Here is a 26134-nt window from a genome sequence, read left to right as displayed (position 1 = left end):
TTTCTCCGCAGCGCCAGCCAGGTCAGGTAACTTGTTATGACACAGGCATCCCTCCGCCACCGCAAGGGTGCGTCGATCGGGTTCAAAATCGATGTGGCCCTCATCGCACTGTTTCTCGTTCTGCTCGCCGTCTCCAGCCTCTACCAATTTCACACCCAGCGGGCGATGGTCGAGACCATGGCCGGCGACCAGGCCCGGGCCCTGGCCAACGCCTATTTCGACAACGTCAACACCCTGATGCTGACCGGCAAGATGGCGGAGCAGGGGATCGCCCGCGCCAAGATCAGCGCCGCCGAGTCGGTGCAGGACGCCCGCATTCTGCGGGCCGAGGCGGTGCGTCAGCTGTACGGCCCCGGCGCCGAGCACAACGCGCCCCGCGACGCCCTGGACCAAAAGGCCCTGACCGGTGAGGCCTTCGAAGCCATCACCCGGACCCCGGACGGGCGCCGCCTCAGCGTGCTGCTGCCCCTCAAGGCCTCATCCGATTACAAGGGCACCAACTGCCTGGGCTGCCACGGGGTCGAGGAGGGCGCCCTGCTGGGCGCGGTACGCCTGGATTACTCCCTGAAAGCGTTCGACGCCCGCATCAACCGGCAGCTGTGGACCAACCTCGGCATCACCACCGCCCTGCTGGTCGCCGGGCTAGTGCTGATCAGCCTGATCCTGCGCAAGCTGGTGACCCGGCCCCTGGGCACCGTGGCCCGCACCCTGACCCAGGTCGAGGCCAACCGCGACCTTACCCTGCGCATTCCCTTCAGTCGGCAGGACGAGCTGGGGGCGGTAGCCGAGCGCTTCAATCGCATGATGGAAGCCTTCAACGGCAGCATTCGCCAGGTGAGCCAGGCCTCGGGACGCCTGACCCACGAAGCACGGGAGCTGTCGGAGGCAGCCCAGGTGACCCTCGACGGCACCTCCCGTCAGCACCGCGAAACCGACCAGGTGGTGACCGCCGTCACCGAGATGGACCAGACCGCCCGCGAGGTGGCCAGCAACGTAAGTCATGCGGCGGAACTCGCCCAGGATGCGCACCGCCAGGCCCAGGCCGGACAGCGCCAGGTGGAGACCTCGGTGGCCAGCACCCGCCAGCTGGCAGAAGAGATGCACCGCGCCGCCGAGGAAGCCGGCGCCCTGCAAGCCCAGAGCGAGAGTATCGGGCAGGTGGTGGAGGTGATCCGGAATATCGCCGATCAGACCAACCTGCTGGCCCTGAACGCCGCCATCGAAGCCGCCCGGGCCGGCGAACAGGGCCGGGGCTTTGCCGTGGTGGCGGACGAGATCCGGGCCCTGGCCGCCCGTACCCAGGACTCCACCGGCGAGATTCAGGCGATGATCGAGGCGCTGCAGGCCCGCACCCAGGGCTCTGCCGAGCTGATGAGCCGCAGCGCGGAGCGGGCCCAGCAGAGCATGGCCGACACTACCCGTACCACCGAGGTACTGCAACAGATCACCCAGGCACTGACCCGGATCGACGAACTTAACTCCCACAACGCCACCGCGGCCGAGCAGCAACACCAGGTGGTGGGGGAAATCAACCGCAGCCTGGTGGGCATCAGCGCCGTGGCCGACGAGTCGGCTGCCAACTCCAGCCGGGTCGCAACCGCCATCGAGCACCTCGGCGAGCTGGCCGCCGAGCTGCAGCGGCTGGTGGATCATTTCGAGCTGGAAGAGAGTGCGAGATGAGGGTGGCGAGATAAAGCCGGTGTCACCCTAGAACTCCCGCTGCGCCGGCTCGCTGGCGATCAGCTGACGCAGCGCCTCGGCGCAGGCCGCGACCTGGGCCCGCCCTTCCCGGTCAAACAGGTAGCCGCCGATGCCAGATCGGGCGGGCGCACGCTCAGCATCGCCTTCGCTCAATGCCACGCAACGCCTGCGAATTGCGTCCAGGGGCGGATCGTGGTGAATGGGCAGCGAGACAAACATATCCCACTGCTCGCTCGAGGTGCCCTTGTCCTGCACCCCGTCTAGCAGGGCCAGCACCTGCTGGCGGGTCGGCCGGTAGGCCGGGGCGCGGCTGCGGGTCAGCACCCAGAGCACGCCGGCGATCAACGCCAGCGACAAGAGGAAGGTGACCAGCAGCTCCACGGTGACGGTTACTGCCCGAAGCGATAACTGGCCAGTTTCTGCGCCGCCGCCAGGATCGCCTCGCGGTGCTCCTTCTCCAGGGCCTCGCGCTCCAGCGTCAGCTCCATGCGGCGCTTGATTTTCAGCTTCTTCCACTCCTCCAGGATCGGCATATGGCGGGTGGCTTCGAACATGCGGTTGATAATGGCGAAGTCCTCATGTTCGTGCAGGTAAGGCGCCAGGTGGTCCAGCAGCCGCTTCAGCCGAATGCAGCCCTCGGCCAGCTCGCACTGCTCATCCTGCATCGACAGGGCGATCACCTTGACGCTTTCCTCCAGGTAATCGCGCTGCTCCTGGGCCTTGGCCTTGTGCTCGGCCAGCAGCTGCTCATGGGCCCGCCGCGCCTCCCGCTGGGTCTTCAACTGCCAACGGATCACCCAGAGCAGCCCGGCGATCACCGCCAGCCCCAGCAGAATCAACAGCCACTGAACATTTTCGCTCACCCCTATACTCCTCTTGGTTGGTGGGCCGCCATTGTACCGCCGCGCCCCTCTGAAGGCAGCTGCTGTGACATCCAAGGCCCGCGTGCGGCATCGCAGCAAAATAGGATATTTTCCTATGGAGGCCGATGGGTGCAACCGTCATACTGACAATGAACCAGGAGGGCAGAGGGAGTTGAAGGCCGCAGGGAGCGCAGCCCTTTCCAGGACGGAGCCTGTCAGGACGACACAAATGGGCCCAGCAGCAGGACGCTGATGGGCTCTTTTTTTTTTGCCCGCGCACCATTCTTCCCATCCCAGGAAGAAACCTCACCCCCCTTTCGCGAGCCACCCCCCAAGGGCCTGGCGCGGCTCCCCGTAGTCCCCCTCGCTCACCCAAACCGCCAGCGCATGACGCCCATCCTGAGCCAGCGGCGGTAATGCGAAGTCCCAGTCCCCTTTGCCCCGCGCCCGCTGTTTGTGCAGTACGACGAACTGGTGGGGCAGGCGTTTGCCACGGTTCTCACCCTTGGCAACCTCGGTGAAATAGTCGAATCCGAGCAGGGCCAGGTGCGCAACCCAGGGCCGGCCATGCCCGTCCGGCGACCGATAGCTGACCCGCACCCGGTGTCCCTCGACGGTCGCCTGCAGAACGCCGCCGTCGGCGCGGGCCCTTTCCGGCAGAGGCTCCCGGGCCCTGAATCCCCTCCACTCGCGGCCGTTAACCACCCAACCCGGTGTATAGACGGCCCCCAGGCGCCCCGCCCGGCGCAGCTGGCGCTGGCGCTCGGCAAAACCAGGCTGGGCGAAGCGGTCTTTCCAGCCGAGGTAGTCCCAGTAGTCGACGTGAAAGGCCAGGGGGATATGTTCACGCCAAAGCCCCGGAGCATCGAGCAACTGCGCCAAACGTGCATCGGCGGGGGGGCAGCTGGAACACCCTTCGGAGGTATAGAGTTCCACCAACAAGGGGGGGCGTCCCCGGGCCTCGAATCGTTGCTCGGCGGCGGCCCAGCCGCTCGCCAGCAGCGTTAGCATCAGCACCGGGATGGCGACAACGACGTTGCGAAACCTCTGGGCAACCATGGCGGTGGGCATTTCTCCTTCCATGCACGCAGGCAGGGGCTGGTGGCAAACCGAAAAGCACTCTTCTGCGCTTAGTCTTTGCCTGCGCCCCTTTGGTTCCGGGCCTCTGCGGCTCTGCGACCGTTTCAGACAACCTGCGATCCAGCCCCTTAGCATGGGACGGTTCGCGACCTCAGGGAAAACTTCGGCTATCTGCCGAAAGCCGGCAGACAGCAGGTGATCAGCGGACGAGATATAACCCCAGCTCCCAAAAGGCTGATCTAAAATTAGCTCTCCACCCCTTTCGTCCTGTCGTCAGAGGGAACTCCACTAACAAAGAAAGGGAGTTTCATCATGATATTCCGAACCCGTCTAAAACTGCTCTGCCTGACAACCCTGTTAGCGCTCTTAACCAGCGCGGCTCAGGCCGCACAACAACCCAACATTCTGGTGGTCTGGGGCGATGATATTGGGCAAAGCAATATCAGCGCCTATACACGCGGCTTGGTGGGTTACAAAACCCCCAACATTGACCGTATCGCCAATGAAGGCATCTTGTTCACCGACTACTACGGCGAACAGTCCTGCACCGCGGGCCGCTCGTCATTTATCACCGGTCAAAGCGTGTTCCGCACCGGCCTGTCCAAGGTCGGCCTGCCCGGCGCGAAGGAAGGCATGCAGGTCGAAGACCCAACCATTGCCGCCCTGTTGAAGGCCCAGGGTTACGCCACCGGCCAGTTCGGCAAGAACCACCTGGGCGACCTCGACGAACACCTGCCCACCAACCACGGGTTCGACGAGTTCTTCGGTAACCTGTACCACCTCAACGCCGAAGAGGAGCCGGAGAACGAGGACTACCCCAAAAACCCGGAGTTCAAGGAGAAGTTTGGCCCTCGCGGGGTGATTCACTCCACCGCCGACGGCAAGATCGAGGATACCGGCCCGCTGACCAAGAAGCGGATGGAAACCATCGACGATGAAAGCTCCGACGCCGCGGTTGCCTTCATTCGGGCGCAGCACGAGGCGGGAAAGCCCTGGTTCGTCTGGTGGAGCGGCACCCGCATGCACTTTCGCACCCACGTGAAGGATGAACTGCGCGGGATCAGTGGCCAGGATGAGTACGCGGACGGCATGGTCGAGCACGACATGCACATCGGCAAGTTCCTCGATCTGCTGGATGAGCTGGGCATTGCCGACAACACCATCGTGCACTACTCCACCGACAACGGCCCGCACTACAACACCTAGCCCGATGCCGCGGCCACCCCGTTCCGCGGTGAGAAGAACACCAACTGGGAAGGCGGCTGGCGGGTACCCGCTGTGGTCCGCTGGCCCGGCGTGATCCAGCCGGGGTCGGTCAGTAACGGTATCGTTCATCATATGGACTGGCTGCCGACCTTCCTGGCGGCGGCCGGCGCAGAGAACGTCAAAGAGCAGCTCAAAAAGGGCGGCGTCAAGGCCATTGGTCGCAGCTACAAAGTTCACCTTGACGGTTACGACCTGACCGAGCACCTGAAGAACCCGGATAACGTTCCCAGCCCGCGCAAGGAGATCTTCTACTTCTCCGACGATGGCGACCTGACCGCGTTACGCTACGGCGACTGGAAGATCATCTTCATGGAGCAGAAGGCGGCGGGTACGTTCCGGGTCTGGATGGAGCCCTTCATCCCCCTGCGTGTACCGTTGATTGAGAACCTGCGCCGCGACCCCTACGAGCGGGCCAGCATCACTTCCAACACTTACTTCGACTGGGCGCTCGATCGGGTCTATATGCTGGTCCCTGCGCAGGCCTATGTCGCCGAGTTCCTGCAGTCATTCAAGGAGTTCCCCCCACGCCAGGAAGCGGCGAGTTTCTCACTGGATAAGGTCATGCAAAAAATGCAGCCCCAGGCGCATTAACCCTGGACCTCTCGAGCATGGCGAGGGGGCACATCCCCCTCTCGCCAGCTCTTGGCTCAGAGGCTAATCAATGCGTTCGACCTTCAAAGCGAAGTCAGCGCCGGGTCTCCGGGCTGCCCCTGTGGGTTCTCGGCCCTTCGGTGCCTGCCTGGCTTCAAGCGCAGTTCAACCGATCTCTCAGGTGCTCGAATGGATTATCCACCGACGGCCCCATTAAGGCGGCGTTTGCCCACTGCGTTTTTCCTGTCGATTGCGACTGCTACCTCGCTCATCCCTGATACCGCCGTCGCATCGGAAACGCCCAGACTGATCGTCCAGGTTACCGTCGATCAGCTTAGGGCCGACCTGCTTCACCGATACGCCGATCGATTTGGAAAAAATGGATTCAACTACTTTTTAGGCAACGGCACGGTCTATGCCGATGCCCACCATGCACACGCCAACACGGAAACCATCGTTGGCCATGCGACGCTTGCCACCGGGGCACAACCTGCCGTCCACGGGATGGTTGGCAACCTCTGGTTTGATCGCAAAACGGGTCAAACCGTGTACAACATTGAAGATCCGGATTACCGCCTGTTATGCGCCAACGCGGATGTCGATGAGGCAACCGAAATTGATCCGACCCAGAAAGCGGCCAAAGCAGACGGGCGCTCGCCTCGCGCGATCCTGTCATCGACCTTTAGCGATGAACTGCTCGCAGCCACGGATGGCAAGGCCAAGGTGTTTGGTGTGTCGATTAAGGACCGCGGGGCCGTCGCCATGGCGGGACACGGTGGTAAAGCGTTCTGGTTTTCTAAAGCCCTGGGCCAGTTTGTTACCAGTACGTATTACTACAATGCCTACCCCGAGTGGGTTACGAATTGGAACTCAAAAGCCTTGCCCGAAGGGTATGCAAATACCGAGTGGACGCTGTTAAAAGACCGAAGCACCTACCTTTACGGGCAGTCCGATGACCGGGAGTGGGAGACAGACCTGGCGGGTTTCGGCAGGACATTTCCCCATGCCTACGGCGACGCAGACGGTAAGTATTTTACGACCCTGCTCACAACCAGCCCTGCCGGTGACGCACTCACCCTGTCGTTCGCCCAGGAGCTGATTATTCACGAAGCCTTGGGCAAGGATGATGTTACCGACTATCTGAGCGTCAGCTTCTCCTCGACGGACTATGTCGGACATTTGTTCGGCCCCTCCAGCCTAGAACAAGAAGATAACCTGCTGCGGCTTGATGGTGTGCTGGCTGACCTGCTGGCAAGTCTCGATCAAGAAGTGGGGCTGGATAACGTGCTCCTGGTACTGAGTGCAGACCACGGGGGCCCTGATACGCCTGGCTATTTGAAGTCGAAGGGGATACCCGCTGAATACGTTGATCCATCCGCCTGGGAAAAAGAAGCGGCCATAGAACGCATCAAGCAGCAGTTTGAGATCAGGGGGAGTTTGATCGAGAAGTACAGCCACCCTTATGTGTACCTATCGCCAGATGCTCGACAGAGTAGCGATGCCGAGCAGGCCCGCCTTGAACAGGCCATCGCCAAGGAGCTGCAGAACCTCAAGGGCATTCGGTTAGCCGTATCCAGCAAAGACCTGATGGCAAATCGGGTGGCTGCGGGGCGAATACATCGGGCGGTATTGAACAACTTCTATGCACCGCGCTCAGGCGACGTGTATGTTGTTTTCGAGCCTAACTGGTTTCTCAATGATTTTGACGGTTTAGAGGTGGCATCGACACACGGCTCCCCGTGGTCATACGACAGTCACGTACCTGTGGTATTTGTTGGCAAGGGCATCAAGGGGCAGGTGGTTACGCGAGCGGTCCACACGGTTGATGTGGCAAAAACCTTATCTGCACTAATCGGTATCAAAGCCCCTTCCGGCGCTTTTGGTAATATTCTGGCCGAAGTATTGGAGTAACGGTTTTTCACGTTCAGGACGATGGCGTGCCTGCACAGTTGGCACGTCATCCAGCTGCAGTCGTTGTTCACGGTCACCGTTGATTCCGAGCCTATGCGACTCTAGGGCCGCGTAGAGCCACACAAACACATCCACCTCTGGCAAAACGGCATCCATGCACGCTCCAGCCCCCGTCATACAGCACTCGCGCGGCACCCTGATCTGGCAGCAACGCCGCCCGGGCAAGCACCTCCAAGTTCGCGAGGGTGACGGGCTGCGCTGGCTCCACTTCGCCAGGCACGACGTCCAGGCCATTATCGACCTGCAGATGCCGCACCGGCTGATCCCGCCCTACAGCCGAACCATGCTCAACGCGTTTTTACTGCAGCCCGCGCCTCGCCGTCTGCTCAATCTCGGCCTTGGCGGCGGCAGCTTTGAGCGTTTTTTTGCACACGCGCTACCACAGTTACGGATCACGTCCGTGGAAACGGACCGCACCGTCGTGGAACTGGCGCGGCGGTTTTTCCACCTGCCCGCCCACCAGGCGGTATTCGTCGACGAGGGGGCCCGGTTTCTCGCGCGCCACCGCCTGCGCCACGAGATCATCTTCTGCGACATTCACCAGGGGGCCTCGCATCCAGACTGCCTGTCGACGGCCAGTTTCCACCGCCAACTGAAGCGCTGCCTTGCCCCCGGGGGCGTCTGCGCCCTCAACCTGCTGCCCACGGACTACGCCGAGTTATCAGCCGTGCTTAACGCGCTGCGACAGAGCTTTTCCCTGGTCCGGGTGCTCCCGGTGCCGGCACGGAGCAACCTGGTGGTGCTGGCAAGCGACCGCCAGCCACCCGCCGTTTCGGTCCTGAGGGAACGGGCAACGCGACTCGAAGGGCAGTTTCAGCTTGTGGAGGGCTCACTTGGCTTAAACGGCGTTGCCCCGCCGCTTCGCTGCTCGCCCGAAGCTGGGCTCAGGGCGGGCTGATGACCCGCTTGGCCCCGGTGTCGTCAATGGCGACATAGAAAAATGCCGCCTCGGTGACCTTGAAGCGGTGCGACTGGTTACTGCGCAGAATCGGATTGACCCAGACCTCGAGCTGCAGGGCGAGCGAGGTTTTCCCCACCCGCCGCAATTCGCCGTAACAGCAGACCACATCGCCCACTTTGACCGGCTTGATAAATTTCATCCCCTCCACGGCCACGGTCACCACCCGCCCACCGGCGATCTCTTTGGCGAGAATGCCGCCGGCGATATCCATCTGCGACATGATCCAGCCGCCGAAAATGTCCCCGTTCGGGTTGGTGTCGGCGGGCATCGCCATGGTCCGCAGCAGCAGACTGCCCTGAGGTTCGTGCTCGGATGTGTTCATCTATCTGCCTCTCCCATCAACTCTTGGTTACTATTACAGAAGCGCTCAGAGCCCGCCAGCGATTGAGGAGGTTGTGATGACCCCGCCTTACTGCCTGTACCGCCAGGATGACAACGGTAACCGCTTCCTGGTGGCCCGCTTCGAGCGTCGCCGAAGCGCCCAGGCCCGGCTGCAGCAACTGGCAGCGGGCGGTCACAAGCAGCTTTACTGGATCGAGAACAGCCGCACAAAAGCCGTTTTATGGATTGGTTGAGGGGCCTCTTCGAGCGCCGGCGCTCCAGGTACCGGGCACCGTTGCTGACACCGGCCCGCGAGCCGCCCTGGTCTAGCGTGGGCGGCGTGATTTACTGGCGTGGTAACGCGCACGGAGAGGAACGCCTGGAGCTGAGGCTGCGCGGATTGAAGCTCCTGCCCGCCGGGGAGCTGACCTTGGTGATCGGCGGTTTTTCCGTCGCCCGCTGGCCCCAACCGGGAAAGGACGTCCGCTTCCGCCTTGCCAGCACCGCCGGTCACCGGCTCCCGCCCATCGACGCCGACACCCCGGTGCAGGTGCTGCACGAGGCGCGCGTCATGCTGGAGGGGCGCTTCTTCAGGGGCTGAGCACGGCAGCGTAAAATTTCATTTGGCAGCCGGCCCCGGCCTGGATTAGGGTATCGCCTCGATTATTATTTTTTACAGCGCGTCACCCATGTTGCACTCTCTGATCAACCTCTCGCTGCTGGCGGTATTTATCCCCACCTTTTTCTTCGTGTCGGCAACCCCGGGCATGTGCATGACCCTCTCCATGACCCTGGGGATGACCATCGGCCTCAAGCGCACCCTCTGGATGATGGCCGGCGAGCTGGTGGGCGTGGGCCTGGTGGCCTTCCTCTCCGTGATCGGGGTCGCCGCCCTGATGCTGCAGTACCCCGAGCTGTTCGAACTATTCAAATACCTGGGGGGCGCTTATCTTGGTTACCTGGGCATTCAACTGTGGCGCTCCCGGGGCAAGATGGCCCTGGGCCAGCCCGGCGACGCCCCGGTCACCTCAAGGCGCGAACTGGTGCTGCAGGGCTTTATCACCGCGGTGGCCAACCCCAAGGGCTGGGCGTTTTTCGTCGCCCTGCTACCGCCGTTCATTAGCGATCAGCACCCCCTGATGCCGCAGGTCACGGTGCTGCTGGCCCTGATCCTTGTGATCGAGTTTATCTGCCTGCTGCTCTACGCCAGTGGCGGGCGAACCCTGCGCCGCTTTCTGTCCGGCAGCCACAACGTGCGCCTGATGAACCGCCTCGCCGGCACCCTGATGATGGGCGTCGGCGTGTGGCTGGCCCTGGGCTGATTTTCAGACGCCGCCGCCCGTTGCCGGACAACGCATCTGGGCTAAAACGCATCCGGGATAAAAAGTCCGCGGAATAAAAGGAGCCTACGTGCACGCCATGCTCTGGATCGCCGTTTTCAGCGCCGTGCTGATCTGGTCCGCCATCGACCCGAAGGACGGTTTCACCTGGTTCCTGGAGGTCCTGCCGGCCCTGCTCGGCGCCCTGGTGCTGGCCTTCACCCGGCGCCGCTTCCCCCTCACCCCCCTGGTCTACGGGCTGATTCTGGTGCACGCGGTGATTCTGATGGTGGGCGGGCACTACACCTACGCCGAGGTCCCCCTGTTTGACACCCTGGCGCAGCTTTTTGACTGGCAGCGCAACCACTACGACAAGGTCGGCCACTTCGCCCAGGGCTTTGTCCCGGCCCTGATCGCCCGGGAGCTGCTGATCCGCAAGCAGGTGGTCAGCACGCCCCCCTGGCGCAACTTCATCATCGTCTGCTTCTGCCTGGCCCTGAGCGCCTTCTATGAACTGATCGAGTGGTGGGTGGCCATCGCCACCGGCGAGTCGGCCGAGGCCTTCCTGGGCACCCAGGGCTATGTCTGGGATACCCAGTCGGACATGGCGTGGGCCCTGAGTGGCGCACTGCTCGGTTTGATGATTCTGGGCCGCCTTCACGAGCGCCAGTTAAGACGGCTAAAATAGCGTCAAATAGCGCTTCAAAGAGCCTTGGCGCGATTTTAGGTCGCAGTACGGTTACAAATTAGCTGAAGACTCGAGCAACTCTTCAAAAAGCGCCATACTTTGCAGTCATCAACCATGCCAATAGCGGTATTCTAACCTCGGATGGCTGGTCAGGAGCTACCCGCTCCGGATCATCCCCTGGGCCAACCCGGCCCAACCCGGACCCACAAGGTCCTGGAGCCGCGCGCCGGCTGCCTACCAGCGCCCTACCCGGGCACCCGAGGACCGCCATCCATTCTTTTACAGGCCCGCCATGACCCAACACAGCCTTGACCGCATCGACCGCCATATTCTGGAGATACTGCAACGGGACGCACGCATCAGCATCGCCGACCTGGCCGACCGGGTGGGACTTTCGCCAACCCCCTGCGGGCGCCGCGTACGCCAGCTGGAACAGTCGGGGCTGATCGAACGCCAGGTGGTACTGCTGGATCAGAAAAAAGCCGGCCTGCCGATGACCGTTCTGGTACAGGTATCCCTGGAAGCGCAGACCCGGGACAAGCTGCAGGCCTTTGAGGAACAAATCGCCGAGTTGCCGGAGGTGCTGGAGTGTTTTCTCATTACCGGCAGCGCCGCTGACTACATCCTCAAGCTCGCGGTGCCCGACCTGGACCACTACCAGCAGTTGCTGCTGGACAAGCTCACCGCCATGCCGGGCATTCGCGCCATTATCTCCAACTTCGTGCTGCGCACGCCTATCCGCAAAACCGAGCTGCCTTTGGATCAACTGCGATAACGCGCAGCACCAACCCCACTACCCGTTGCATTGCCGGCGGCTGACGCCACTCATCGGAGCTCTTGTGGCGCGAACTGGCCAGCGTTGGCATTTCAAGCTCATCGCCTGTTTCAACCGAAGCCTTTTATTGCGCCCAAAACAGTCCTGGTGTCAGCAGGTGAGACGCAGACGCCCTCCCTCGGGCATAAAAAAACGGGCCGAAGCCCGTTTTTTCGCACGCTTTTAGAGGGGGACTTAGTCGTCCAGCCCCTCGTCCTCGCGCAGGTCCTTCATGCTCAGCTTGATACGGCCACGGGGATCCACGTCCAGCACCTTGACCTTGACCATCTGGCCTTCCTGCAGGAAGTCGGTGACCTTCTCCACCCGCTCCTTGGCGATCTGGGAGATGTGCACCAGGCCATCTTTGCCCGGCAGGATGTTGACGAAGGCGCCGAAGTCGACGATGCGCTCGACCTTGCCCTCGTAAATCTTGCCCACTTCAGCTTCGGCGGTGATCGCCAGCACCTGGTCGATGGCGGCCTGAGCGCCGGCCTTGTCGACGGCGAAGATCTTCACGGTACCGTCGTCTTCCAGGTCGATGGAAGCGCCGGTCTCTTCGGTGATGGCGCGGATGGTGGCGCCGCCCTTGCCGATCACGTCACGGATCTTCTCGGGGTTGATCTTCAGCTGGGTCATGGCGGGCGCGTTGTCGGAAAGCTCCGGACGGGCGTAACCGATCACCTTGGCCATCTCGCGCAGAATGTGCTGACGGGCCTCGAGAGCCTGGTCGAGGGCGATCTCCATGATCTCCTCGGTGATGCCTTCGATCTTGATGTCCATCTGCAGCGCGGTGATACCGGACTCGGAACCGGCCACCTTGAAGTCCATGTCGCCCAGGTGATCCTCGTCACCCAGGATATCGGTCAGTACCGCGAACTTGTCGCCTTCTTTGACCAGGCCCATGGCGATACCGGCCACCGGACGCTTGACCGGCACCCCGGCGTCCATCAGCGCCAGAGAAGCGCCACAGACGGAGGCCATGGAGCTGGAGCCGTTGGACTCGGTGATCTCGGAGACCACGCGGATGGTGTAGGGGAACTCATCCTGATTGGGCATCATCGCCTGAATACCGCGACGGGCCAGACGGCCATGACCGATCTCGCGGCGGCCGGCGCCCATCATGCGCGAGCACTCACCCACGGAGTAACCGGGGAAGTTGTAGTGGAACAGGAAGGGATCTTTGTACTCGCCCTGCAGGGCATCAATGATCTGGACGTCGCGGCTGGTGCCCAGGGTGGCGGTGACCACGGCCTGAGTTTCGCCACGGGTAAACAGGGCCGAACCGTGGGTCTTGGCCAGCACGCCCACTTCCACTTCGATGGGGCGCACGGTCTTGGTGTCGCGGCCGTCGATACGGGGCTCGCCGTTGACCACGCGAGAGCGGACGATGCTCTTCTCGATGGAGCCGAAGAGCTTCTCCACCTCTTTGGCGTCGGCCTGGGGCGCTTCGCCTCCGGCCAGCGCTTCGACCGCCTCGGCGCGGATCTCGCTCAGGCGACCGTAACGGGCCATCTTGTCGCTGATCTGGTACGCCTCGGTGATGGCCGCGCCGTAACCGGACTGGATCTGCTCCTTGAGGGCCGCGTTGTCTTCGGCGGGCTGCCAGTCCCACTTGGGCTTGCCGTTCTCGGCGGCGAACTCGTTGATGGCGTCGATGACGACCTGCATTTCGTCGTGGGCGAACAGCACCGCGCCCAGCATTTCGTCTTCGCTCAGTTCCTGAGCTTCGGACTCAACCATCAGCACGGCGTCCTTGGTGCCGGCCACGACCATGTCCAGCAGGGACGCTTCGGTCGCTGCAAAGCTGGGGTTGAGGATGTACCCGTTCTCCTCATCGAAGCCCACCCGGGCGGCGCCGATGGGCCCATTGAAGGGAATGCCGGAGATCGCCAGTGCGGCGGAGGTGCCGATCATGGCGGCGATGTCGGGGCAGTTTTCCTTATCAGCGGACATGACGGTACAGATCACCTGCACCTCGTTCATGAAGCCCTTGGGAAAGAGCGGCCGGATGGGACGGTCGATCAGTCGCGAGGTCAGGGTCTCGAACTCGCTGGGACGGGCCTCGCGCTTGAAGAAACCGCCGGGGATCTTACCCACGGAATAGGTCTTCTGCTGGTAGTGCACGGAGAGCGGGAAGAAGGGCTGGTCGGGACGGGCTTCCTTGGTGCCCACCACGGTGGCCAGCACCTGGTTCTCACCCATGGTCACCAGCACGGCGCCGGTGGCCTGACGGGCGATGCGGCCGGTTTCCAGGGTGACGGTCTGGTCACCGAACTGGAATGTCTTGGTCTTCGGATTCAGCATTGTGAATACCTCCTTATCAGATTTTTATGCCGTGCTCCGGCCCTGGGGCCGACAATCTGATCTGCCTTCACAAGCCGTACTCTTTTAAGCCCCGCGAGGCGCAAAAGAGTACGGGCTGATGAACAGATTGCTGAGCACTGTAGTGTTTGCGCCTCCCGGCGCCGGTGTTTGCTCCGGTGGAGGTTTGCTCCGCTGGAGCGTACCGGGAGCAGTGACTGCCCCCGATACGATGAGGGCCGGGGACAAAGCCCCGGCCCTCCATGGGATCAGCTTAGCGGCGCAGACCCAGACGACCGATCAGCTTGGTGTAGCGCTCGGCGTCCTTGGACTTGAGGTAGTCCAGCAGCTTACGACGCTGGTTTACCATCCGGATCAGGCCACGACGAGAGTGGTGATCCTTCTTGTTGTCCTTGAAGTGAGACTGCAGGCCGGAAATGTTCGCAGTCAGCAGGGCCACCTGAACCTCGGGGGAACCGGTGTCGCCTTCAGCGGTCTGGTACTCGGCGACGATGGCTGCTTTCTGTTCGGCTGATAGTGCCATGGTATTTCTCCATTTCTAATATGCACGTGGCTTGGCCACGCTGGTTATAAAACGTCGGTACCGTGCATATTTACAGTACGACGCGCACCCTACTGGGTTCTGATCAGACGCCGCGGCAAAAGCACCCCGGCCTCCGAAACTTCACCGATACCGAGAAAGACAGGCGCTTCCTCGGTGCCGGAAAAAATCAATGTCTCGGCCCGGGGAGACTCCCCGAGCGGAATCCGCTGACCGTTCTTGAGTCGCTCGCAGACGGATTCGTCGACCCAGAGCCGCGGCAGAGTCTCCACCGCGGTCCAAGCCGGTAATAATAACGCATCCAGGGCCCGTTGCGCGCCCTCTTTTTCAGCTTGCGCCTCCCCCGCGGCGGCGCATTCACGCAGTGCCTCCAGGGTGTGCATCATGGACGCCTTGTAGGGCCCGGTTTCGAGCCGGCGCAGCACGGTCACGTGGGCGCCGCAGCCCAGCAGTTCGCCCAGCGCCTCGACGATGGAGCGAATATAGGTGCCCTTGCTGCAGCTGACCTCGAGATCCAGCTCATCGCCGCGAAAATCGAGCAGCTCGATGCGATGCACCGTCACCCGGCGGGACTTGACCTCTACCTCGATCCCCTTGCGGGCCAGCTTATAGAGCGGTTGCCCCTGGTGCTTGAGCGCCGAGTACATGGAGGGAGTCTGGGTGATTTCGCCGCTGAGATGCTCGGCCAGCAACGCCTCGATCTGCGCGGCGCTGTAGGTTTCCACCGGCCGCTCCTCGATCACCTCACCGTCGGCATCGCCAGAGGCGGTGCGCACACCGAGCTTGGCCGTGGTGCGGTATACCTTGTCAGCGTCCAGCAGGTATTGCGAAAACTTGGTGGCCTCGCCCAGGCAGATCGGCAGCAGCCCGGTCGCCAGGGGATCCAGCGCGCCGGTATGGCCGGCCTTGGCCGCGCCGAAGAGGTGCTTGACCCTTTGCAGGGCCTGGTTGGAGCTGATACCGGCAGGCTTATCCAGCAGCAGGATCCCGTCGACCTCGCGTCCCTTACGCCGTCTGGCCAATCAGTCCTCCTCCGAGTCGCCCTGGCGCGAACGGTCCTCGGAAACGGCCTTGTCGATCAGGGAAGAGAGGTAGTTGCCCCGCACGACGCTGGCGTCATAGTGGAAGCGCAGCTGCGGCATCACCCGCAGCTTGATCGCCTTGGCCAAGCGGCCGCGCAGAAAGCCCGCCGCCCGGTTAAGGATCTTCAGGGTGGTGTCGATCTGGGCCTGGCTCTCCTCCTTGCCCATGACGGTCACGTAGACGTCGGCGTAGGAGAGGTCCTTGGAGATCTTGACGTCATTGACGGTCACCAGCCCCAGCCGGGGGTCCTTGACCTCCTGCTGGATCAGCTGGGCCAGGTCGCGGCGCAGCTGCTCCGCGACCCGTTGCGTACGACTGAATTCTCTAGCCATATCAGAGCTGACGCGCCACCTCGGTTACCTCGAACACTTCGATCTGGTCGCCGACCTTCACGTCGTAGTTCTTCACGCCGATACCGCACTCCATGCCGTTGCGCACTTCCTGAACGTTGTCCTTGAAGCGGCGCAGGGAGTCCAGCTCGCCTTCGTGAATCACCACGTTGTCACGCAGCACACGGATCTTCTTGCTGCGGTGGACCGTGCCCTCGGTCACCATGCAGCCGGCCACCTGGCCGAACTTGGGTGAACGGAACACTTCGCGAACCTCGGCCACACCGACGATCTCTTCGCGCAGTTCCGGCGCCAGCATGCCGGAGAGAGCCTGCTTGACGTCGTCAATCAGGTCGTAGATAACGCTGTAGTAGCGCATATCCACTTCTTCCTTCTCCACCAGCGACTTGGCGCTGGCATCGGCACGGACGTTGAAGCCGAAGACCACGGCGTTGGAGGCCATCGCCAAGTTGATGTCGGTCTCGGTGATGCCGCCGACGCCACTGGAGACCACCACCACTTTAACTTCTTCGGTGGCCAGATCTTCAAGGGCCGAGGTGAGGGCCTCGAGCGAGCCCCGCACGTCGGTCTTGAGCACGATATTGAGGGTCTGCACCTCACCCGCGCCCATGTTGGCAAACAGGTTGTCCAGCTTGGCCGCCTGCTGACGGGCCAGCTTCACTTCCCGGTACTTACCCTGACGGAAGTTGGCCACTTCACGCGCCTTCTTCTCGTCGGCCACCACGGTGAACTCGTCACCGGCGGCAGGCGTACCGCTCAAGCCGAGGATCTCCACCGGAATGGAGGGGCCGGCCTCTTTAATGGTCTTGCCGTTCTCGTCGAGCATGGCCCGTACCCGGCCGTAGTTCAGCCCGGCCAGGACGATCTCACCCTGGCGCAGGGTACCGTTCTGAACCAGCAGGGTGGCGACGGTGCCGCGGCCCTTGTCCAGACGCGCTTCCACCACCACGCCCTTGGCCGGGGCGCTGGGTACCGCGGTCAGTTCCAGCAGTTCGGACTGCAGCAGTACCGCGTCCAGCAGCTCGTCGATGCCCTGGCCGGTCTTGGCCGAGACATTCACGAACTGAACATCCCCACCCCACTCTTCGGGCACCACTTCCTTGGCCGCCAGCTCATTCTTGACCCGGTCGGGATCCGCGGCTTCCTTATCGATCTTGTTGACCGCGACCACCAGCGGCACGTCCGCCGCACGGGCGTGCTGAATCGCCTCTTCGGTCTGCGGCATCACGCCGTCATCCGCCGCCACCACCAGAATAACGATATCGGTGGCCTTGGCGCCGCGGGCACGCATCGCGGTAAAGGCGGCGTGGCCCGGGGTATCCAGGAAGCTGATCATGCCCCGGTCGGTTTCCACGTGGTAAGCGCCGATATGCTGGGTAATGCCGCCGGATTCGGCGTCGGTCACCTTGGTGTCGCGGATATAGTCCAGCAGCGAGGTCTTACCGTGGTCGACGTGGCCCATCACGGTCACCACCGGCGCCCGCGACGCTTCCTCACCCTCGTAGCTGATATCCTCGAGCACCCGGTCCTCGACGCTGGATTCATCGGCCACCTTGGCCTTGTGGCCCATTTCCTCGACCACCAGGGTGGCGGTGTCCTGATCCAGCACCTGGTTGATGGTGGCCGGGGCCCCCATCTTGAACATGACCTTGATGATCTCGGCCGCCTTGACCGACATCTTCTTGGCCAGTTCCGCAACGGTAATCGCCTCAGGCACTTCCACCTCGTGGGTAACCGGCGCGGTAGGCTTCTGGAACCCCTGCTGCTTGAGCTGCTCGGGCGCCTTGAGCTTGGTCCGCTTGGGCGCCTTCATGCGGCGCTCCTTGAAGGAGGGGTCGAAGCCCTGACCACGCTTGACGCCGGCGGCCTTACCCTTGGTCCGGGCAGGGCGCTCTTCCCGGCTGGGCGCGGCCTTGGCGCGTTTGGGCGCCTCTTTCTTGGCCTCGGCTTGCTTGTGAACCGGCTTCTCCGCTACAGCGGCGGACTGCTCGGCCTTGAGCCGGGCTTCCTCTGCTTTCTTGCGGGCCTCTTCCTCGGCCTGCTTTTTCTCTTCCTCGGCCTTGCGCTGCGCCTCTTCCTCGGCGGCCCGCTTGCGTGCGGCCTCTTCGGCCTTCTGACGCGCTTCCTCGGCCTCGCGGGCAGCTTCTTCTGCCGCCGCCGCTTTCGCCTCAGGCGTGTCCTCGCGCTTGACGTAGGTCCGCTTCTTACGCACCTCCACATTGACCGTCTTGCGACCGTCCACTTTCAGCGTGCTGGTCTTCTTGCGCTTGAGGGTGATTTTACGCGGAGCCGCCGCTTCTTCAGACTCACCGTGGCTGCGCTTAAGGTGGATCAGCAGCGCCTGGCGCTCGTCCTCGCTGACGCTGTCCCCACTGGTGCTGTGGGAGAGGCCGGCATCTTTCATCTGCTGAAGCAGGCGTTCAACGGGCACGCCAACCACATCGGCAAGTTGCTTTACTGTCACTTCTGCCATTCTTGGTTCTCCTGTTGTCCTGCCTACTGCTCTGCAAACCAGGGTTCGCGAGCGGTCATAATCAGCTGCCCGGCGCGCTCTTCGTCCATGTCGTCGATCTCCATCAGATCGTCGATGGACTGCTCCGCCAGGTCCTCCATAGAGGTGATCCCGCGGCTGGCCAGAACAAAGGCCAGGTGGCGGTCCATTCCGTCCATATTCAGCAGATCTTCGGCAGGCTCGGCTTGCTCCAGCTGCTCTTCGGAGGCGATGGCGATGTTCAGCAACGCATCCTTAGCCCGGGCCCGCAGTTCGGTGACGATCTCTTCGTCCAGGCCCTCAATCTCGAGCATCTCTTCCAGCGGCACGTAGGCCACCTCTTCAATCGTGGTGAAGCCCTCTTCGACCAGCATCTCCGCAAATTCTTCGTCGATGTCCAGGTGCTGAACGAAGGTTTCGGCGATGGTACCGGCTTCCTCTTCCTGCTTGGCGGCCACTTCCTCTTCGCTCATCACGTTGAGGGTCCAGCCGGTCAGCTCACTGGCCAGGCGCACATTCTGCCCACCCCGCCCGATCGCCATGGCCAGGTTGTCCTCGGACACCGCCACGTCCATGGAGTGGGCATCCTCGTCAATGATGATGGAGGCCACTTCCGCCGGCGCCATGGCATTAATCACCAACTGCGCGGGGTTGTCGTCCCACAAGATAATGTCGACCCGCTCGTTGTCCAGCTCGCCGGATACGGCCTGGACCCGCGAGCCGCGCATCCCGACGCAGGCGCCAACCGGATCGATGCGGCCGTCATTGGTCTTGACAGCGATCTTGGCCCGCGAGCCAGGGTCCCGGGCGGCACCACGAATCTCGATCACCTGCTCGGAAATTTCCGGCACTTCGATCTTGAAAAGCTCCACCAGCATCTCGGGACAGGAGCGGCTCAGAAACAGCTGCGGACCGCGGCTTTCTGCACGCACGTCCTGCAGGATGGCGCGAACGCGGTCGCCCATGCGGTAGGTTTCACGTCCCACCAGCTGATCACGCCCGAGGAGCGCCTCGGCATTGTTACCCAGGTCAACAATCACGTTGTCACGGGTGACCTTCTTTACCGTACCGGAAACCAGTTCACCGACCCGGCCCAGGTACTCTTCGACTACTTTGGCCCGCTCGGCTTCACGCACCTTCTGGACGATGACCTGCTTCGCGGTCTGCGCGGCGATACGGCCAAAGCCAATGGATTCAACCTGTTCTTCAAAGACATCCCCAGCCTGCAGAGCCGGATCCTTCTCGTGGGCTTCCTCCAGCGTCAGCTCGGTTCCCAGCAGGGCTAGCTGATCGTCGCTGACCACGGTCCAGCGACGAAAAGTCTCGTAATCGCCGGTGGCACGATCGATAGAGACGCGGATATCGGCCTCTTCGTCGTAGCGTTTCTTGGTAGCTGTCGCCAGGGCGAGTTCGATCGCCTCAAAGATGACCCCCTTGGGAACATCTTTCTCGTTGGAAACCGCTTCTACTACCAGAAGAATCTCTTTGTTCATTCCACTGCCTCGCTAAGAACCCGTTCTACTCACTTAGAACTGGGGAACGACATTCGCCTTATCGATGGAATCGATCGGCAACAGGTATTCATGCTCATCCACTTCGACGATCACTTCGTCCTCCTCAACCCCCTTTAGCAGGCCGCTGAAGTTACGCCGCCCCTCAAAGGGAGAGCGCAGCCGGATCTGGACCCGGTAGCCCGCGTAGCGGCGAAAATGATCGAGGGTAAAGAGGGGCCGATCCATGCCCGGCGAAGAAATTTCGAGCGTATACTCGCCCTGGATCGGATCTTCAACATCCAGCACACCGCTGAGCTGGCGGCTGACATTGGCACAATCGTCCACATCAATGCCCGCCTCGGCATCAATGTAGATACGCAGTACCGTGTGGCGCCCCTGGGAAAGGTAATCAATCCCCCAGAGTTCGTAGCCAAGCCCGCTGACGACGGGCGCCACCAACGCTTCTAGCTGTTCGGATTTTCTCGCCACTCAGCGTCCTCACCACAAATAAAAAATGGGTCCGAGACCCATTTATGACCGCCTGACCAGCAGGCACTTGTTACCTAACAAAAAGCCCCTTTAAAAGGGGCTTTTTGAAAAATCTCGCCTCTGCGCTCCAACACTGCAGTCAAAACGCGCCGAGATTATAGGTTGTTGCCCCAAACTATTCAAGCCTGGGCAACCGAAGAATGGTGCCGACGGCCGGACTTGAACCGGCACAGCTAGAAGCTACTACCCCCTCAAGATAGCGTGTCTACCAATTCCACCACGTCGGCAAATTCGTGCTTATTCCGCCGCGGGCACATCGGCGTCAACCGGTGCCTTGGGCGCTTCTTCAAGCACCGGCGCTTCATCCGCACCCGGCGCTTGCTGAACTTCTACAGCGGCCGGCGCAGGGATTCCCTGATCACCGATAGCCTCCGCTTTCTGCTTGGCAAAAACCGCCAAACCAAAACTGGTGAGGAATATACCAGTTGCAATAATCGCTGTCACTCGGGTCAGAAAACTTCCAGACCCCTGACTGCCAAACATGGTCTGAGAGGCGCCAGCCCCGAACGCTGCGCCGGCCTCTGCACCCTTACCCTGCTGCAACAACACCAGCGCAATCAGCGCGACAGCGAGCAACACATGTGCAATCAGTACCAATGTTTCCATGTTCTGTTCCGCCCTTGCCGCTTAGCCCTGAGCCGCCCGGCAAATTGCTGTAAATTCATCAACCTTGAGCGACGCACCGCCCACCAGGCCGCCGTCGATATCCGCCATCGCGAAGAGCGCGCTGGCGTTTGCGGCATTCACGCTGCCGCCGTACAGAAGCGGCAATTGCTCTGCCGCCGCCGTGTTTTTCTCAGCCACCTGCGCCCGAATCGCCGCATGCACCTGCTGAGCCTGCTCCGGCGTGGCCGTCATCCCTGTACCGATCGCCCAGACCGGCTCGTAAGCGATGACCGCATTCACGAAGGCATCGACACCCAGCACCTCTTGGACGGCACCAACCTGAGCACCGATAACTGCCAGCGTCTGACCCGCCTCACGCTCATCCAACGACTCGCCAACACAGAGCACCGGCACCAAGCCAGCCGCCTTCGCCGCTGCAAACTTGGCCGCCACCTGGGCGTCGCTCTCACTAAAAAGCGCCCTGCGCTCCGAGTGCCCAACGAGCACATAACGACACCCGAAATCACCCAACATGGAGGCCGAGACCTCACCGGTATAGGCGCCGGCGTCGTACTCACTGAGCGTCTGGGCACCAAGCGCGATCCGACTGCTCTTCAACCCGGCAGCCACCTGATCCAGGTAGACAGCCGGCGGACAGACAACCACCTGCGCCTCGACATCACTGAGCGCCTGCTCAAGGCCTGCCACCAGAGCCTGGATGCTCTCGCGGGAGCCGTTCATCTTCCAGTTGCCAGCGACTAGCGGTCGACGCATGATGTTTCCCCGTCTCTCAAGCGGGTCGGAATACTAAACAAGTTGTGAACAACTTACAAGCGACCCCAGCCCTTCATTTAAAATATTTAACCAATAGCCTTGCGTACCGCTTCGGCCAACTCCTCGGTGAGGCTCTCGACGATCTCGATCTCCTCCCCTTCGACCATCACCCGGACCACCGGCTCGGTGCCCGACGGCCTGAGCAGCACCCGCCCCTTGCCGCCCAGGTGCGCTTCGACGGCGCGGACCGCCTCCTGAATCTTCGGCAACCGGGTAGGATCCCCTTTCTCCTTCAATCGCACGTTGACCATGTGCTGGGGCATTTTAGCCATCTGCCCTTTCAGCTCGGCGAGGCTACGCTCCTGCAGCACCACGGCGCGCAGCACCTGCAACGCGGCGACAATACCGTCCCCGGTGGTCGTGAGCTGACGACAGATAATATGCCCTGAAGACTCGCCTCCCAGGTCCCAACCGTTCTTGATCAGCTCTTCCATTACGTAGCGGTCACCCACTCGCGCACGCACAAAAGGCACTCCGTGCTCAGCAAGGGCCAACTCCATGCCGAAGTTGCTCATCTGGGTACCCACCAGGCCGCCTTCCAGTTGCCCTTCACGCTTGCGCTCCAGGGCGACGATCAACAACAGCTCGTCACCGTCCACCACCTCACCCCGGTGATCCACCATGATCACCCGGTCGCCGTCACCGTCAAAGGCGATGCCGAGATCCGCCTCCTCGGCGACCACGATTTTCTGCAGCATGGCCGGCGAGGTGGAGCCGCAACCGCTATTGATGTTGAGACCATCGGGGGCGGAGCCCACTTCAAGCACCTCGGCCCCGAGCTCGGCAAAGACCTTGGGGGCGATGTGATAGCAAGCCCCGTGGGCACTGTCGACGACAATCTTGAGCCCCTTGAGGGTCATATCCCGGGACACGGTTCCCTTGCAGAACTCGATATAACGGCCCGCCGCGTCGTCCACCCGACGCGCCTTGCCCAGGGCCGCGGAATCCACGGTCGTCATCGCCAGGTCCATCTGCGCCTCGATAGCGTCCTCAATCTCATCGGCCAGCTTGGTGCCGTTGGCGGAGAAGAACTTGATCCCATTGTCCTGGAAGGCGTTATGGGAGGCGCTGATCACAATTCCAGCATCCGCACGGAAGGTGCGGGTCAGGTAGGCAATCGCCGGGGTCGGCATGGGACCGAGCAGCAGCGAGTCGACGCCGGCCGCCGCCAGCCCCGCCTCCAGGGAGGACTCAAACATGTAACCGGAAATCCGGGTATCCTTGCCAATCAGGATTTTGCTGCGCCCCTGGCGCGCAAATACCCGCCCCGCCGCCCAGCCCAGCTTGAGCACAAAATCAGGGGTAATGGGGAACCGCCCAACCTGACCGCGAATACCGTCAGTTCCGAAATACCTTCTACTCACTGCCCTCTTCTCCCTCGCTGAAGACTGCGCGACACATCCGGACCACATCCTGGGTCGCCGCAACGTCGTGCACACGCACAATCCAGGCCCCCTTGGACAGCGCAATGGCCACTGTGGCCAGGCTGCCGTAGAGCCGCTCCTGCACCGGGCGCGGGCCCAGCACACCGGTTATCATTGATTTGCGGGAGGTTCCAACCAGCAACGCAACCCCCAGCTTCTGAAACTGCTCCAGACGGTTAAGCAGTTGCAGATTATGCTCCAGCCGCTTGCCAAAGCCGAATCCGGGGTCGATCAGCAACTGCTCCTGCCCGATTCCAGCCCGCCGGCACTGATCGATGCGCCCCTGCAGGTAGGCGATCACCTCGGCAGCCGCATCGGCGTACTCAGGCTGTTGCTGCATGGTGCCCGGCTCACCCTTCATATGCATCAGACAGACCGGCAGACCGCTGGCGGCGGCCGCCTCCAGAGCACCCTCGCGCTCCAAAGCCCGGACGTCATTGAGCATACCACAGCCGGCGACGGCCGCTTCCCGCATCACCTCAGGCGTGCTGGTATCCACCGACACCACCACATCCAGCTCGCCGGCAATCAGCTCGACTGCCGGAATCACCCGATCCAGCTCCTGCTGCACAGAGACCGGCGCGGCACCCGGACGGGTGGACTCTCCGCCAATATCAAGCAGCGACGCCCCCGCCTCCACCATCGCCCGCGCCCGCTCCAGCAGACGCGGAGCGTCCAGCCGCCGGCCATCAAACAGCTGCCCGCCATCAGAAAACGAGTCAGGCGTCACGTTGAGAATACCCATCACGTGGGGCACCCTGCGGCTCAAGCGCCGGTCGCCACACCGCATTACCGTACTCTGCTGCTCCACCGTTTTACCTCTGCCTGCATAGAAAAAGGCCAGTTGCCAAAAGCAACTGGCCTTTCGGTATTTAATCTATCCGCTAATGGAGAGGGCGGTCCGACGGGTCGGCATTTGGCACATCGACATCGCCGTCATCCTGCCCGCCTTCCTCCATGGAACCCTCTCCTGCCGCCTCAGCGGGCTCCTCGCCCACCTTGCTGCCGCCCTCGGGGTCATCGCTCCAGCCTTCGGGGGCGCGCACTTCACGGCGCGCCATCAGGTCGTCGATCTGGTCGGATCCCAGGGTCTCGTACTTCATCAGCGCCTCGGTCATCGCCTCCAGGATGTCCCGGTTGTCCTGCAGTAGCTGCTCGGCCTTGGCGTAACATTCGTCGATGGTGCGGCGGACCTCTTCGTCGATGAGCCGCGCGGTCTCTCCGGAAACCCCCTTGGCCGGCGCGCCTGGCATGCGCCCGAAAGGATCGCCGTCTTCATCATCATAGAGCAGCGGCCCGAGCTTCTCGGACAACCCCCACTTGGTCACCATGTTGCGCGCCAGCTGGGTCGCACGCTGAATATCATTGGCGGCCCCTGTGGTCACCCCGGACTCGCCCAGAGTCATTTCCTCCGCGATACGGCCACCGTAAAGGCTGCAGATCTGGCTCAGGATCGCCTGCTTGCTGTGGCTGTAGCGGTCCTCTTCCGGCAGGAACATGGTCACCCCGAGCGCCCGCCCGCGGGGAATGATCGACACCTTGTAGACCGGGTCGTGCTCGGGCACCAGGCGCCCGACAATGGTGTGCCCCGATTCGTGATACGCGGTGTTCAGCCGCTCGGCGTGGGACATGACCATGGAGCGGCGCTCGGCCCCCATCATCACCTTGTCCTTGGCCTTCTCGAACTCCTCCATGCCCACCGTGCGCTTGTTGGCCCGGGCCGCGAACAGCGCCGCCTCGTTCACCAGGTTGGCCAGGTCCGCCCCCGAGAAGCCGGGCGTCCCCCGAGCGATGACGTCGGGCTTGACGTCATCGGCCAGCGGCACCTTGCGCATATGGACTTTGACGATCTGCTCGCGGCCGCGAATGTCGGGCAAGCCCACCACCACCTGGCGGTCGAAACGCCCGGGGCGCAACAGCGCCTTGTCCAGCACGTCGGGACGGTTGGTGGCGGCGATCACGATAATGCCTTCGGTGCCTTCAAAACCGTCCATCTCCACCAGCAGCTGGTTGAGGGTCTGCTCGCGCTCGTCGTTACCGCCCCCCATGCCGGCACCCCGGTGCCGACCCACGGCGTCGATCTCGTCGATAAAAATGATACACGGTGCCTGCTTTTTCGCCTGCTCGAACATGTCGCGCACCCGCGAGGCGCCCACACCCACGAACATCTCCACGAAATCGGAGCCGGAAATACTGAAGAAGGGGACCTTGGCCTCGCCCGCAATGGCCTTTGCCAGCAGGGTCTTACCGGTACCCGGCGAGCCGGACATCAGCACACCCTTGGGTATGTGCCCACCCAGACGGTGGAACTTACCAGGGTCCTTGAGGAACTCGACCAGCTCCTGAACCTCTTCCTTGGCCTCCTCGACCCCGGCCACGTCGGCAAAAGTGGTCTTGATCTGGTCTTCGCTCAGCAGCCGCGCCTTGCTCTTGCCAAAGGACATGGGCCCCTTGCCGCTGCCCCCGCCCTGCATCTGGCGCATGAAGAACATGAACACGGCAATGATCACCAGGATCGGGAAGCTGGCCACCAGCAGCTGAGTCCAGATGCTCTGCTGCTCCGGCTGCTTGCCCTCGATCACCACGCCGTGGTTATAGAGATCATCCACCAGCTTCGGATCCTGCAGCGCCGGGCGCACCGTTTCGAAACGCTCGCCCCCCTGCAGCTCACCCTTGATGGTAAAGCCATCCACCAGCACGCGGGTGACTTGGTCATCGCGTACTTTCTCAATGAACTGCGAGTAACTTAGCTTGTTGGAAGCGGTCTCAGTGTTAAAGTTATTGAAGACCGTCAACAGCACCGCGGCGATAATCAGCCACAGCACCAGGTTCTTTGCCATATCGTTCAAAGGATAATCCTCTGCTA

Annotated in this window: 25 protein-coding genes, 1 tRNA gene and 1 pseudogene; 10 read left to right on the top strand and 17 right to left on the bottom strand. The window is 62.2% G+C overall.

What is annotated here, in order from left to right:
* Positions 1-36: 36 nt before the first annotated feature.
* The gene (locus JGZ97_RS09480; protein WP_207062375.1) at positions 37-1680 is read left to right on the top strand and encodes a methyl-accepting chemotaxis protein; all 1644 of its coding nucleotides are present in this window, start codon (positions 37-39) and stop codon (positions 1678-1680) included.
* A gap of 27 nt (positions 1681-1707) precedes the next feature.
* Here JGZ97_RS09480 and JGZ97_RS09475 read toward each other — a convergent pair whose 3' ends face one another.
* The 3 genes from JGZ97_RS09475 to JGZ97_RS09465 form a co-directional block, all read right to left on the bottom strand.
* Positions 1708-2082 (bottom strand): hypothetical protein, encoded by a 375-nt coding sequence (locus tag JGZ97_RS09475; protein WP_207062374.1) that lies wholly within the window; start codon positions 2080-2082, stop codon positions 1708-1710.
* Between the two features lie 8 nt (positions 2083-2090).
* Positions 2091-2564, bottom strand: a complete 474-nt coding sequence (locus JGZ97_RS09470) for a DUF2489 domain-containing protein (protein WP_207062373.1) — start codon at positions 2562-2564, stop codon at positions 2091-2093.
* Between the two features lie 306 nt (positions 2565-2870).
* A complete protein-coding gene (locus JGZ97_RS09465) occupies positions 2871-3635 on the bottom strand; it encodes a DUF1223 domain-containing protein (protein WP_207062372.1) in 765 nt (254 codons plus the stop codon).
* A gap of 321 nt (positions 3636-3956) precedes the next feature.
* Here JGZ97_RS09465 and JGZ97_RS09460 point away from each other — a divergent pair.
* From JGZ97_RS09460 to JGZ97_RS09445, 4 genes and pseudogenes are all read left to right on the top strand, one after another.
* Positions 3957-5009: pseudogene (locus JGZ97_RS09460) on the top strand (arylsulfatase); the annotation flags it as partial.
* On the top strand, positions 4983-5501 hold the full coding sequence (locus tag JGZ97_RS09455) for a hypothetical protein (RefSeq protein ID WP_242521667.1): 519 nt from the start codon (positions 4983-4985) through the stop codon (positions 5499-5501). The pseudogene JGZ97_RS09460 and the gene JGZ97_RS09455, both read left to right, overlap by 27 nt.
* Before the next feature lie 189 nt (positions 5502-5690).
* The gene (locus tag JGZ97_RS09450; protein WP_207062369.1) at positions 5691-7412 is read left to right on the top strand and encodes an alkaline phosphatase family protein; all 1722 of its coding nucleotides are present in this window, start codon (positions 5691-5693) and stop codon (positions 7410-7412) included.
* Between the two features lie 154 nt (positions 7413-7566).
* A complete protein-coding gene (locus JGZ97_RS09445) occupies positions 7567-8370 on the top strand; it encodes a fused MFS/spermidine synthase (RefSeq protein ID WP_207062368.1) in 804 nt (267 codons plus the stop codon).
* On the opposite strand, the gene yciA is transcribed toward JGZ97_RS09445, so the two are convergent.
* Positions 8357-8755 carry an acyl-CoA thioester hydrolase YciA gene (yciA, locus tag JGZ97_RS09440; protein WP_207062367.1) on the bottom strand — a complete coding sequence of 133 codons (399 nt, stop codon included), beginning with the start codon at positions 8753-8755 and terminating at the stop codon, positions 8357-8359. The genes JGZ97_RS09445 and yciA overlap by 14 nt on opposite strands.
* Before the next feature lie 76 nt (positions 8756-8831).
* Between yciA and JGZ97_RS09435 the strand changes: the two genes are divergently transcribed.
* The 5 genes from JGZ97_RS09435 to JGZ97_RS09415 all read left to right on the top strand — a co-directional run bounded on the left by JGZ97_RS09435 (position 8832) and on the right by JGZ97_RS09415 (position 11536).
* The gene (locus tag JGZ97_RS09435) at positions 8832-9008 is read left to right on the top strand and encodes an SPOR domain-containing protein (protein ID WP_207062366.1); all 177 of its coding nucleotides are present in this window, start codon (positions 8832-8834) and stop codon (positions 9006-9008) included.
* Positions 8996-9355 carry a hypothetical protein gene (locus JGZ97_RS09430; RefSeq protein ID WP_207062365.1) on the top strand — a complete coding sequence of 120 codons (360 nt, stop codon included), beginning with the start codon at positions 8996-8998 and terminating at the stop codon, positions 9353-9355. The genes JGZ97_RS09435 and JGZ97_RS09430 overlap by 13 nt, the downstream gene beginning before the upstream one ends.
* Before the next feature lie 100 nt (positions 9356-9455).
* Positions 9456-10076 (top strand): LysE family translocator, encoded by a 621-nt coding sequence (locus tag JGZ97_RS09425; protein WP_207062482.1) that lies wholly within the window; start codon positions 9456-9458, stop codon positions 10074-10076.
* Positions 10077-10173: 97 nt separating this feature from the next.
* Entirely contained in the window at positions 10174-10761 is a 588-nt protein-coding gene (locus JGZ97_RS09420; RefSeq protein ID WP_207062481.1) for a DUF2238 domain-containing protein, read from the top strand.
* A 292-nt stretch (positions 10762-11053) separates the two neighbouring features.
* The gene (locus JGZ97_RS09415) at positions 11054-11536 is read left to right on the top strand and encodes an Lrp/AsnC family transcriptional regulator (RefSeq protein ID WP_207062364.1); all 483 of its coding nucleotides are present in this window, start codon (positions 11054-11056) and stop codon (positions 11534-11536) included.
* A 234-nt stretch (positions 11537-11770) separates the two neighbouring features.
* Here the strand turns inward: JGZ97_RS09415 and pnp are convergent, their stop codons facing one another.
* The 13 genes from pnp to ftsH form a co-directional block, all read right to left on the bottom strand.
* The gene (gene pnp, locus JGZ97_RS09410) at positions 11771-13879 is read right to left on the bottom strand and encodes a polyribonucleotide nucleotidyltransferase (protein WP_370584032.1); all 2109 of its coding nucleotides are present in this window, start codon (positions 13877-13879) and stop codon (positions 11771-11773) included.
* A 271-nt stretch (positions 13880-14150) separates the two neighbouring features.
* Positions 14151-14420, bottom strand: coding sequence for a 30S ribosomal protein S15 (gene rpsO, locus JGZ97_RS09405; protein WP_207062363.1), 270 nt, complete (start codon positions 14418-14420; stop codon positions 14151-14153).
* An 89-nt stretch (positions 14421-14509) separates the two neighbouring features.
* Positions 14510-15460 (bottom strand): tRNA pseudouridine(55) synthase TruB, encoded by a 951-nt coding sequence (gene truB, locus JGZ97_RS09400; RefSeq protein ID WP_207062362.1) that lies wholly within the window; start codon positions 15458-15460, stop codon positions 14510-14512.
* The gene (gene rbfA, locus JGZ97_RS09395) at positions 15461-15853 is read right to left on the bottom strand and encodes a 30S ribosome-binding factor RbfA (protein ID WP_207062361.1); all 393 of its coding nucleotides are present in this window, start codon (positions 15851-15853) and stop codon (positions 15461-15463) included.
* 1 nt (position 15854) lies between these two features.
* Positions 15855-18344: a translation initiation factor IF-2 gene (gene infB / locus JGZ97_RS09390; protein ID WP_207062360.1), complete on the bottom strand. Its 2490-nt coding sequence runs from the start codon at positions 18342-18344 to the stop codon at positions 15855-15857.
* Between the two features lie 23 nt (positions 18345-18367).
* Complete coding sequence (gene nusA / locus JGZ97_RS09385) at positions 18368-19855, bottom strand: transcription termination factor NusA (RefSeq protein ID WP_207062359.1); 1488 nt, start codon at positions 19853-19855, stop codon at positions 18368-18370.
* Positions 19856-19888: 33 nt separating this feature from the next.
* Positions 19889-20344, bottom strand: coding sequence for a ribosome maturation factor RimP (gene rimP, locus JGZ97_RS09380; RefSeq protein ID WP_207062358.1), 456 nt, complete (start codon positions 20342-20344; stop codon positions 19889-19891).
* Positions 20345-20545: 201 nt separating this feature from the next.
* Positions 20546-20631, bottom strand: a tRNA-Leu gene (locus tag JGZ97_RS09375).
* A 10-nt stretch (positions 20632-20641) separates the two neighbouring features.
* On the bottom strand, positions 20642-21010 hold the full coding sequence (gene secG, locus JGZ97_RS09370; protein WP_207062357.1) for a preprotein translocase subunit SecG: 369 nt from the start codon (positions 21008-21010) through the stop codon (positions 20642-20644).
* A 21-nt stretch (positions 21011-21031) separates the two neighbouring features.
* Complete coding sequence (gene tpiA / locus JGZ97_RS09365; RefSeq protein ID WP_207062356.1) at positions 21032-21784, bottom strand: triose-phosphate isomerase; 753 nt, start codon at positions 21782-21784, stop codon at positions 21032-21034.
* 86 nt (positions 21785-21870) lie between these two features.
* Complete coding sequence (glmM, locus tag JGZ97_RS09360) at positions 21871-23208, bottom strand: phosphoglucosamine mutase (protein ID WP_207062355.1); 1338 nt, start codon at positions 23206-23208, stop codon at positions 21871-21873.
* Positions 23201-24058, bottom strand: coding sequence for a dihydropteroate synthase (gene folP, locus JGZ97_RS09355; RefSeq protein WP_242521665.1), 858 nt, complete (start codon positions 24056-24058; stop codon positions 23201-23203). The genes glmM and folP overlap by 8 nt, the downstream gene beginning before the upstream one ends.
* A 94-nt stretch (positions 24059-24152) precedes the next feature.
* Positions 24153-26108 carry an ATP-dependent zinc metalloprotease FtsH gene (ftsH, locus tag JGZ97_RS09350; RefSeq protein ID WP_207062478.1) on the bottom strand — a complete coding sequence of 652 codons (1956 nt, stop codon included), beginning with the start codon at positions 26106-26108 and terminating at the stop codon, positions 24153-24155.
* Between the last annotated feature and the right edge of the window lie 26 nt (positions 26109-26134).

This window comes from Motiliproteus sp. SC1-56, assembly GCF_017309075.1.
Lineage (GTDB): Bacteria > Pseudomonadota > Gammaproteobacteria > Pseudomonadales > Balneatricaceae > Motiliproteus.
This window is presented reverse-complemented; position numbering and strand designations above follow the sequence as displayed.